General features: G+C 29.7%; 12 protein-coding genes, 2 tRNA genes and 1 pseudogene. 13 read left to right on the forward strand and 2 right to left on the reverse strand.

What is annotated here, in order from left to right:
• Window positions 1–332 precede the first annotated feature (332 nt).
• From B2X73_RS04400 to B2X73_RS04420, 5 genes are all read left to right on the forward strand, one after another.
• A complete protein-coding gene (locus B2X73_RS04400) occupies window positions 333–1,373 on the forward strand; it encodes an o-succinylbenzoate synthase (RefSeq protein ID WP_286496392.1) in 1,041 nt (346 codons plus the stop codon).
• The gene (locus B2X73_RS04405) at window positions 1,370–1,981 is read left to right on the forward strand and encodes a DUF1684 domain-containing protein (protein WP_221855293.1); all 612 of its coding nucleotides are present in this window, start codon (window positions 1,370–1,372) and stop codon (window positions 1,979–1,981) included. Before B2X73_RS04400 ends, B2X73_RS04405 begins: the two co-directional genes overlap by 4 nt.
• Window position 1,982: 1 nt before the next feature.
• Window positions 1,983–3,005, forward strand: coding sequence for an AMP-binding protein (locus tag B2X73_RS04410; protein WP_286496391.1), 1,023 nt, complete (start codon window positions 1,983–1,985; stop codon window positions 3,003–3,005).
• A gap of 78 nt (window positions 3,006–3,083) precedes the next feature.
• Window positions 3,084–3,956, forward strand: a complete 873-nt coding sequence (locus B2X73_RS04415) for a tetratricopeptide repeat protein (RefSeq protein WP_286496390.1) — start codon at window positions 3,084–3,086, stop codon at window positions 3,954–3,956.
• A gap of 249 nt (window positions 3,957–4,205) precedes the next feature.
• Window positions 4,206–4,586: a hypothetical protein gene (locus B2X73_RS04420; protein ID WP_280038239.1), complete on the forward strand. Its 381-nt coding sequence runs from the start codon at window positions 4,206–4,208 to the stop codon at window positions 4,584–4,586.
• Window positions 4,587–4,635: 49 nt separating this feature from the next.
• Here B2X73_RS04420 and B2X73_RS04425 read toward each other — a convergent pair whose 3' ends face one another.
• Window positions 4,636–4,974 carry a hypothetical protein gene (locus B2X73_RS04425; protein WP_286496389.1) on the reverse strand — a complete coding sequence of 113 codons (339 nt, stop codon included), beginning with the start codon at window positions 4,972–4,974 and terminating at the stop codon, window positions 4,636–4,638.
• Window positions 4,975–5,090: 116 nt separating this feature from the next.
• Window positions 5,091–5,843: a tetratricopeptide repeat protein gene (locus tag B2X73_RS04430; RefSeq protein WP_038337013.1), complete on the reverse strand. Its 753-nt coding sequence runs from the start codon at window positions 5,841–5,843 to the stop codon at window positions 5,091–5,093.
• A gap of 78 nt (window positions 5,844–5,921) precedes the next feature.
• Here B2X73_RS04430 and mce point away from each other — a divergent pair, with 78 nt between their 5' ends.
• The 8 genes and pseudogenes from mce to B2X73_RS04465 all read left to right on the forward strand — a co-directional run bounded on the left by mce (window position 5,922) and on the right by B2X73_RS04465 (window position 9,957).
• On the forward strand, window positions 5,922–6,320 hold the full coding sequence (gene mce / locus B2X73_RS04435) for a methylmalonyl-CoA epimerase (protein WP_219034454.1): 399 nt from the start codon (window positions 5,922–5,924) through the stop codon (window positions 6,318–6,320).
• Window positions 6,321–6,396: 76 nt separating this feature from the next.
• Window positions 6,397–6,470, forward strand: a tRNA-Ile gene (locus B2X73_RS04440).
• A gap of 170 nt (window positions 6,471–6,640) precedes the next feature.
• Window positions 6,641–7,015: a hypothetical protein gene (locus B2X73_RS04445; protein ID WP_125350090.1), complete on the forward strand. Its 375-nt coding sequence runs from the start codon at window positions 6,641–6,643 to the stop codon at window positions 7,013–7,015.
• Between the two features lie 135 nt (window positions 7,016–7,150).
• A complete protein-coding gene (locus B2X73_RS04450) occupies window positions 7,151–7,552 on the forward strand; it encodes a hypothetical protein (RefSeq protein WP_185144183.1) in 402 nt (133 codons plus the stop codon).
• Between the two features lie 89 nt (window positions 7,553–7,641).
• Window positions 7,642–7,908 (forward strand): helix-turn-helix transcriptional regulator, encoded by a 267-nt coding sequence (locus tag B2X73_RS04455; protein ID WP_125350089.1) that lies wholly within the window; start codon window positions 7,642–7,644, stop codon window positions 7,906–7,908.
• A 2-nt stretch (window positions 7,909–7,910) separates the two neighbouring features.
• Window positions 7,911–9,173: a type II toxin-antitoxin system HipA family toxin gene (locus B2X73_RS04460; RefSeq protein WP_125350088.1), complete on the forward strand. Its 1,263-nt coding sequence runs from the start codon at window positions 7,911–7,913 to the stop codon at window positions 9,171–9,173.
• Window positions 9,174–9,593: 420 nt separating this feature from the next.
• Window positions 9,594–9,704 (forward strand): annotated as a pseudogene (locus B2X73_RS15320) (hypothetical protein); the annotation flags it as partial.
• Window positions 9,705–9,883: 179 nt separating this feature from the next.
• A tRNA-Ile gene (locus B2X73_RS04465) sits at window positions 9,884–9,957 on the forward strand.
• Window positions 9,958–10,268 lie beyond the last annotated feature (311 nt).

The raw sequence follows: 10,268 nt of genomic DNA on the forward strand, positions 1-10,268 counted from the left end.
GTAGTTTATCGTTAATCCAATAACCGAAAGTAAAATAAATGCAATAATAAAATCAAATAAACTCCAGTTGACTTCATTTGTAAATTGCATAGCAATTAGTGGAATTGTTATTATTAGACCAATTATTCCAAAAATTAAAGATTATTTAAGGTGCATTTTTGTATTCATAACTAACTATTTATTGAAATCACTTTGAGAAATAAAGTAATAAAATAAAAATGAGATTAAAAAAAAATAGTTTAATTGATAAATTGTGAACGATTGAGTTTCGATTTAATGAAAAATTAATTTAAATCAATATTTTTCTAAAAAGCATTGTTTAAATTTGAAGTATGAAAGCAAGTTTTGAACCTTATTTTTTGAAATTCAAAAATCCAAGCGGTACTTCGCGCGGCGTTTTGACAGAGAAATTGACGTATCTTTTTACATTAGAAGAAGATGGAAAAGAATATGTTGGTGAATGTGGATTGTTTAAAGGGTTGAGTTTTGATGACCGCCCTGATTATGAAGAAAAATTGCAATGGGTTTGTGACAATATTGACTTAGGAGTTGATGAATTGTGGCGTGAATTGCGCGAATGGCCTTCGATTCAGTTTGGAGTAGAGCAGGCTTTTCAGAGTATGTTTGCGAATCGTTACAACGAAAATTATACAGATAAATTGAATCCTGATTTGTATGAATCAGCTTTTTCGACAGGTGATAAAGGTATTCAAACTAATGGTTTAATTTGGATGGGTTCGATTGATTTTATGCGCGAACAAATCAAAGAAAAATTAGCGATTGGTTTCAACTGTATCAAGTTGAAAATCGGTGTTGATTGGGAAAATGAGCATAAGATTATTCAACAATTAAGACAAGATTTTTCTGCGGATCAATTAGAATTAAGAGTAGATGCGAATGGAGGTTTTACGTTTGAAGAAGCAAAAGTGGTCTTGCAACAATTGGCTGATTTAAAAATACATTCGATTGAACAACCTATCAAAGCTGGACAAATCGATTTGATGACGGAATTGTGTGCTACAACACCGACACCAATTGCGTTGGACGAAGAATTAATTGGAATTGTTCATCAAGAGGATAAATTCGAATTGTTAGAAAAAATCAAACCGCAATATATTATTCTAAAACCAAGTTTGGTTGGGGGAATTAGAGGTTCGTTGGAATGGATTAATGCAGCAGATACATACGAAATTCCGTTTTGGATAACATCAGCATTGGAAAGTAATATAGGCTTAAATGCTATTGCACAATGGACAGCGATTTTATATCCAGAAATGCCACAAGGATTGGGCACAGGAGGTTTGTTTACAAACAATTTCCCAAGTCGATTAGAATTAAGAGGAGAATATTTATTTCGAAACAAATTAGCATGAATAAAGTAATTATCGCATTTTTTGCAACAATCGTTTTAATGAGTTGTCAAACGACAAAAAAAACAATTGATTTAGTTGCAATTCAAAAATATCAAACCGAATTGGCGACTTTTTATACTGATCTTAAAACGACGCCATTGGTAGACGAAGAAAAAACGAATTTCAAAGGCATTACATTTTTTCCGATCAGCGAAAAATATATAGTGAAAGCGAAATTTACGCCAATCAAAGATGGAAAGGTGATTCCGTTTCCTACTTCTGCGAAAAAAATCAAAAATTACAAAGAATACGGAACGGTAACGTTCATGTTGGATAATGTTGAACAAACGCTGACGGTTTATCAATCTTCACCAATTATGGAGAAATATGCAGACAGTTTGTTTTTACCTTTTATGGACGAAACAAACGGCGTGACGTCTTATGGAGGTGGACGTTATTTGGATTTGAGTACAAAGGATTTAGGTACAACAGCCAATGAAATTACGTTGGATTTTAATCAAGTGTATAATCCATATTGTGCATATAGCAAACATTACAATTGTCCCATTCCGCCAGCGAATAATGTGTTGGATATCGAAATTAATGCAGGTGTAAGTTATCATAAATAGAATGTTGTATTTAGATTTTTCTCAACCTAATTTTGATGTCAACGCTATTGAAGTTACCAACGAATTTGAACAATCCGTAAAAGATTTTTTGGTTGAATGGTTTTCTGATTCTGAGGTGATGATTGCGCATACTTCGGGGTCTACTGGAACTCCGAAAGAGATTATTTTAACCAAAAAAAATATGCGAAAAAGTGCGAATATGACGGGAAAATATTTGCATTTAGAGAAAGGAAATTCGGCTTTATTGGTGATGCCTGTTACTTATATTGCTGGAAAATTGATGTTGGTTCGTGCAGTAGAAATCGGATTGAAATTGATTTGTATGCAACCAACTTCTCATATTTCTTTGAATGAAATTAATAGTGGAATTTCACAAAATTTTACCTCTATTGATTTTGTTGCGTTAACGCCTATGCAAGTTGAAAATTCGTTAGATTTTGTTTCAAGATGTCAAAAGTTAATTATCGGAGGAGCGCCTCTTTCGGAGAAAGTGAAACAAGAATTGTTTGCTTTTGAGAACGAAGTCTACGAAACATATGCAATGACGGAGACGATTACACATATTGCGTTTAAACAAGTTGCGAATCAAAAATATCCTAATGCAGAACAAGTTTTTGAAGCGTTTGATGAGGTAACGATTTCACAAGATGAGCGAGGTTGTTTGGTGATTGATACGCCTTATGATGGATTGCAAGTTGTAACGAATGATGTGGTTGAATTGATTGATACACGAAAATTTAACTGGATTGGTAGAGCGGATAATGTGATTAATTCGGGTGGAATAAAATTATTTCCAGAACAAATAGAAAATAAGCTGAAACCGTTCATTGATTCTGATTTTTATATCACTTCAAAAACGGATGAATTATTAGGTCAGAAATTAATTTTAGTTGTGGAAGGAGAGCAGAGGAGCTTGGATTTTTCTTTGGCAGATTTAACCAAATATCAAGTTCCAAAAGAAATTATTTTCATTCCTACATTTTCTCGAACTGAAAGTGGAAAAGTAAAAAGACAACAGTTTTAGAACCGACCTATTTTTTATTTTGTTCGTGTATTTTACCTAAAAATAGCTTAATTTTAGCACTACTAAAAAACTTATACTGTGGATTACAATAAACTTTTTAATGATATTTTTTTCTTGATTTTTGATGATGAAATGGATGAGAATCAATATCCTATTTGGAAAAGTTTTTCGTTTATTCACAATCCAATTCAGCAATTAATTAAGGCACAAGATTTATTAAATCAGTTGCTACACGAATATCCAAAAGATAAAAAAGCACTTTTTCTGAAAGGAGTTGTTCAGCGCAATTTAAACTTCAACGAAGAATCGATTTTGTATCTTTTAGAAGCAAAAAAGGAAGATTATTACTTGTATGCTGCGAATTTCTACATTGCCGAATATTATATTCATAAATTGAAATTTGATGAAGCGCAAAAGTATTTGAAAGAAATTGAAATTGTGTATCCTACCAATCAACGTTTTCTTTTCTTATCGATTTTAGTGAGTTTAGAATTGTTTGATTTTGAAGAAGCTAAACGATATTTGAATATTTTGTATCAATTGGTTGAGGATAAACAACTTTTAGAATTATTGAGTAAAAACCTTCAGATTACTGAAGAAATTGTCTTGAAAACGACAAATCGATTGGTCTTGAAAAACTTCAAATTGAGAAGTTTTAATTATAATCTTCAGCTCAAAACAAATTTGATTGCTTTTTATAAGAATTTCGCTGATATCGGGGTTAATTTTAATGGAATCAATTGCTTTATTATGGCACTTACCTTGAAGCAAATTACGTTGTATCCGACGTTTCATAATCTTGAAATTTATAATGTTCAAACGATTTTAGATTATATTGATGTTGATAAAAAAGGGATTCAAATGCGCTTAGAAGACATTGATTTTGACCATGATTTTGTCAAAAATTACCACGAATATTTAGAAGTCGAAATTCTATTGAAAGAAGATTAGTTTTTTTACTCAACTACATTTTTCTCAAGGAAATATTTTTGTTGTGATCTTGAATCGAGTTGAAGATGACTGAAGTAGTTTAGAATAATCTGAGATTCTTCGACAGGTTTAGAATGACAATAATGTCAAGTTGAGTTTATTTCAGTTTTGCATAAATAGATGAAGACTTTTCTATTGAAATGAAAATAGGAAACATGAATAAAAGTGGACAATCAGAAAAAAAACTTTAATTTTGCTAAAATTTATAAGATGGAATTTGTTCAAGATAAGGAAGAAGTTTTTGATAACGTCGAGTTGTTTTTAGAAAGTCTAGAAGTTGGAACGGATGAAGAAAAAAAGAAATCGATTCAGTTAATCAAAAAATCAAAAACATTTTTGGTGATTGATGCGGATGAGGTGATGGTTTTTGCGCCAAGTACATTTATTGGAATTAAAGAAAATAACATTCAGCAGTTTACAGGGAAGTTATTAGAGCATGAAACCAATCCCATTCTAACGAAATTGTTCGGTTCTACACCAAAAATTGATAAAACTTTGGACGAATTATTTTTAGATTTTTGCGACGAAATAGAAGTTAATCGCAATGATGTTGGGATTTCCCGAGATTATTGGATTATAAAAGATATGTAAAAAAAAGAGCTTTTCATCTACAACTGAAAAGCTTTTTTCTCTTAAAATGTTAAAGGATAACATTGATTTTTGCTTTGCTAATAGGTTTTATTCCAGCCAAAGCGCCATCAATTTCGCACTTCAACAAACCACTTCCGCCACCATAATGATGGATTTGCTTTATCGTAGGGAAATAAGTGCTTATCCATTCCTCCATTTTCTCTACCTCCGAAGCACCAATTCCACTACTGTATAATATTATTTGGACGTTGTTTGTTGATACGTATCCTTTCAATTCTTCTTGTGAGCAGGTACAAAATGCTTTCCAGTTTTCATTTTTGTTGATCACGCGTTTTAACGTGTCTACAATTTCTTTGTTTTTACCATAAACGGCGATTTGTACTTGCATATTAGATTAATTTTAAGGCAAAGTAACAACACAACGCATGGTCTAACATTGATTTACGATAAGAAATAAAAAGACATAAAAAAAAAATCGTTCCAATTCGAAACGATTTCTATGTTTTATTGTTGATTTTCTAATTGTGCTAATCTTTCGGCAGCTAAATAAAATTCAGGATTCAACTGCAATGCTTTTTTGTATTCCTCTACAGCTTCGGCTTGTTTCTCAAATTTTTCTAAGATTGCGCCTTTGTTGTAGTATGATAAGAAATGATTTGGATTTAACTCGATTGATTGATTAAAATCGTTCAATGCATTTTCTAAATCGTTCAAAACAAAATAAGTATTTCCTCTGTTGTAATACGACAAGAAATGTGGTTTCATTTCGATTACTTTCGAATAATCTTCGATTGCTTTATCCAATTGTTGTAATTGATCGTAACAAAATGCACGATTGTGGTAACATGATTCGTAATCTGGATTAATTTCTAAAGCTTTATTGAAACATTCGATCGCCTCATCGTATTTGTTCAAATTCATCAATACATAACCTTTTTGATGATAAGCTACAAAACTTGCCGGATCAATCTCGATCACTTTATCAAAATTCTCAGCTGCTTTTGTTGGATTATATTGATTGAAATTTGCCATTCCTCTGTAGAAATAGAAGTTTGGATTTTTATCATCTAATTCAATTGCTTTATCAAAATCCTTGATTGCATCTGTATTTTGTTTCATATAATATTGGCTCAATCCACGACCGAAATATGAATTTGCCACTTCTATTTGACGCTTAATCGATAATGTAAAATAATCAATCGCTTTTCTATACTGACCTTTGCGGAGATATTGACTCCCATCTTCATAAAAACTCATAGTTCAATATTACAACAAACTCTTTAAATTTTAAATAAAAAATTTTAGAAAAGTTTATCTTTACGCAAAACAACACACATGAAAATAGAACATTTAGGGATTGCCGTAAAAGATTTGGGATTATCGAATGAATTGTTCGAAAAATTATTAGGAAAAGCACCGTACAAAGAAGAAGCAGTGGAGTCGGAAGGTGTGAGAACCTCTTTTTTTGAAGTAGGCGAATCGAAGATCGAATTGGTCGGTTCTGAAAAAAATGATAGTGCTATTGAAAAATATTTAGAAAAAAATCGCGAAGGAATTCACCATATTGCTTTTGGAGTAGATGATATCGAACTCGAAATAGAGCGTCTTAAAAATCAAGGGTTTACTTTTATTAACGAAACGCCAAAATTGGGAGCAGATAATAAACGTATTGTTTTTTTACACCCTAAAACAACAAATGGCGTATTGGTAGAGCTTTGCGAAGATGTAAAATAATTTTGAAGTTCAAAAAAATAGCTTTAATATTGCAAACGAATTAGGTGATAGCTTCCTTTTTATTGCTTAATTCTCTGGTCCTATAACTCAGTTGGTTAGAGTAGCTGACTCATAATCAGCAAGTCCTTGGTTCGAGCCCAAGTGGGACCACTTTATTGAAAATCAGACGTTTACAGTTGTGTAAGCGTCTTTTTTTTGACTTCATTTTAATCTATAAGTACAACATTTGTACAACAAATTATCTGATTCAAAGATAGTTATAATTTTCATTTGATTGCATTTTTAGTATATTTATAAAAATAATTCAAAACTAATCTAAAATGATCTTAGGAATAATTGATAAATATTTTACTGTAGCAGAAGATTTATATAGAATAAGAATATTGTCCAAAAATAATATTCAACGTTTCTTAATGTTGTTATATTTTCCTTTAATAATATCATCTTTAATACTTACTCAACCAAATCTTTCTCCATTAGTAATTTTAACTTTAGTAATATTCTCTTTTATTTTAATTATACCATCTATATATTATTTTACATTCTTTTTTTATAGAAATTTTAATTCTAATATTAAAAGTTTTCAATTTGAAAAAGGAGTTGATAATTTATCTACTGCTAATAGAATTGATTTTAAGCCTTGGAAAACTAATGATATTGATAATACATTTATTTTTAAACGTTCCGTTTTTTAGGGAAGATTACACACTACATTAGGTACTAATATTACAGTTTTAGAAAATGATTTTATTGATATCGAAGGGATTCGTTTTCATGGATGTACATTATGGACTGATTTTTCAATTTTTGGAGATCCAATGAAATATGGGATGATTTGTCAAAGTCAAATGAATGATTACAAATATATTAAACGTGATCCGTCTTATTCAAAAATGAGAACCATTGATGTTTATCAAATTCATAATAAGTCTATTGCATGGCTTGAGCAAAGTCTAAAAGATTCAATTGGTCTGAAAAACATTGTTATTACACATCATGCACCGAGTATAAAATCAGTTCCAAAAGAGTATATTTCTGATCCTGTTACGTCTGCTTATGCTTCAAATTTAGAAGATTTTATTATAGAATATCAACCAATGTATTGGATTCATGGACATATTCATACACCTTGCAGATACAAGATTGGTGATACTGAAATTATCTGTAATCCTCATGAATATATTGATGAAAAAGATAATGGTTTTATAAAAGAGTTGATGATAGAGTTATAAAATTAAGTTTACCATTTAGTAAATAATGTTTACTAAAATATATATTAAGTTTATATTTTAGTATATTTGATTATTATAATATACATTATATGTTAGATTTCACGACAATAAAAGATGTAAAAAACACAATTGGTGAGTGGTGTAAAAAAATGCGCAAAGCAGAAAATTTAACACAACAAGAATTAGCTGATGAACTAGCTCTTTCTCGCTTAACAATTGCTAAACTTGAAAATGGAGATAATCCTACACTAGAAACTCTTTTGAAAGTGTTACAGTATTTTGATGAAATGAAATCGATCAATCAATTTATTTCTGATAAAATTGAAAGTTTAGAAAATAATCAATCCATGTATTAACTATGGCAAAGAATCAAATCATTTCGATAAATTTTCAAGAAATTGAAATCGGTAAAATAGGTTACGACGAAAACCAAAGAAAATCATCATTCCAATACAATCCTGATTTTTTGGAAAGTAATAACTACAAAAAGATATTTCCTTACGTTATCCGCAGAACGCCTAACGTACAAGTATTTTCTGAATTTGAGGGAGAAACATTTCGTGGTTTACCTCCTATGATTGCTGATTCTTTACCTGATTTTTTCGGTAATATTGTCTTTAAAGAATGGTTAGAAGCAACTCAAAAAGAAATGAATGCTATTACTCCTTTAGAACAACTAACATATGTTGGGAAAAGAGGAATGGGAGCTTTAGAATTTTCACCTGCGAAAGAAATTAAATCAAATCAGAGTATTGATGTAGAAGAAATAACGGAAGTAGTAAAGAAAGTGCTCGATTTAAAAACTTCAACAGAAGAAAAAGGATTAAGTGATATCGCTTTACTGAACATCTTTAAAATTGGAACTTCAGCGGGTGGCGCACGCCCTAAAATTTTAGTTTCAGAACATAAAAAAACAGGACGTCTAATTCCTGGTGATTTAGAAACATCAGACAAATACAATCATTATTTAATTAAACTTTCTGTAGACGAAGATCAAGGCTATTCAAAAGAAAAAATAGAGTACATCTATTATCAAATTGCAACTTCTATAGGAATTGAAATGATGCCTTCTAAGTTGATTGATGATAAACATTTTGCAACATCAAGATTTGATCGTCAAAATGGAAAAAAACAGCATATTTTAACTGCATCTGGAATGACAGGATGGGATTTTAAAAAGCCTGAAAACTCAACTTATGAAAATCTTTTTAAACTTGCTTTTGATTTAAAACTTTCGCACAAAAACATTCAGCAATTGTTTAAACGACTGGTTTTTAATCTTGTCTTTTTCAATATCGATGACCATTTAAAGAATTTCTCATTCATTTATGATGCTGATAAAGATCGTTGGAATTTAGCTCCCGCCTATGATTTAACTTATCCATTAGACGCTTTAAAAAACTACCTAAGAATTTCAAGAGCGATGTCTATTAATGGAAAAAGGACTGAGATTAATCGAGATGATTTAATGAAAATAGCTGAATTATTTACAATTAAAGACGCTAACGGAATTATTGATGAAGTTATAAACTCTACAAATCAATTCAGAATTCTATCTAAAGAACAAGATATTCCTGAAAAAGTAATTGATAAAATTGAATCTGAGTTTTTAAAGTTTTAATCAAAAAACTTCTGCTAAAAATAATCAATATGTTATGTCAATTATTTTTAGGTTAAATTGGTTGATTTTTAATAATTACCGTTTTAAATAAATTAATTCTAAAAATCCTTCTGTAAGGTGCATTTTGTCGTTAAATATAAATATTCAAAGCGGTCAATTTTTATAATTGATTAAACTCAAAATTGTAAGTGAATAAATCGATATTTTCTTTAGATTTTAGATCAGAAATATATGTAAATCGTCAGCAAAAAGTTTATTAATATCAATAATACATTTTAAATTCACTATTTTTCACCATTTTTCTTAGCCCAATTCTAATTAAGAAAAATCAACAATCTTATAAAATAGATTTGACTTTTAAAACGTATAATTATGAGTCAAATACAGATTTTGTTGGTTTATAATTGAAAGAATAAACTCAATAAAAATGAAGAATCATTAATTCAGATTTGCTGTTATCAGAATGGAAAGAGAACATATTTTTCGATAGGTCAATTATGTTTAATAAAGTATAATGTTAATAAACCATAATTTATTTCATTTTAATCAAATTAAGGATTGTAAATATTATATAAAAATTTACACTATTATTATATTGTAATTGAATTTGTTGTAAAAAATATCAAAATTCTTTTATTTTTAACTTGTTTTTTATGTTTTAGATTTTATATATTTGCACCCACGAGAAAAGAAATTGATCTTTTACTCTGGGTCCTATAACTCAGTTGGTTAGAGTAGCTGACTCATAATCAGCAAGTCCTTGGTTCGAGCCCAAGTGGGACCACAAAAGCACCTTTAAAAAGGTGCTTTTTTTATGTCTATAATTTTTAATTTTATTTATAATTTATTGTAAATAAAGTTTTTATGTTTTTTAAGTAAGCTTGAAAGATTTTCTTCAATAAGGTAATCCCAATTTATTTTTTTATTTCATTTAACGATGAGCCGATTATTTTGATTAATTGGTTCAAAAAAGTGTGAATTATGAGCCGATTAGTAGTTTTTGAGGTTTCAGATATATGTATTTTACGATGTGAATGAGACTAAGACTAAGACTAAGTATGCGGTTCTGAAACGAGTTCCTTTAGATTTGAAAAT

It is taken from the genome of Empedobacter sp. UBA7252, assembly GCF_002472765.1.
In the GTDB taxonomy this organism is placed as follows: domain Bacteria; phylum Bacteroidota; class Bacteroidia; order Flavobacteriales; family Weeksellaceae; genus Empedobacter; species Empedobacter falsenii_B.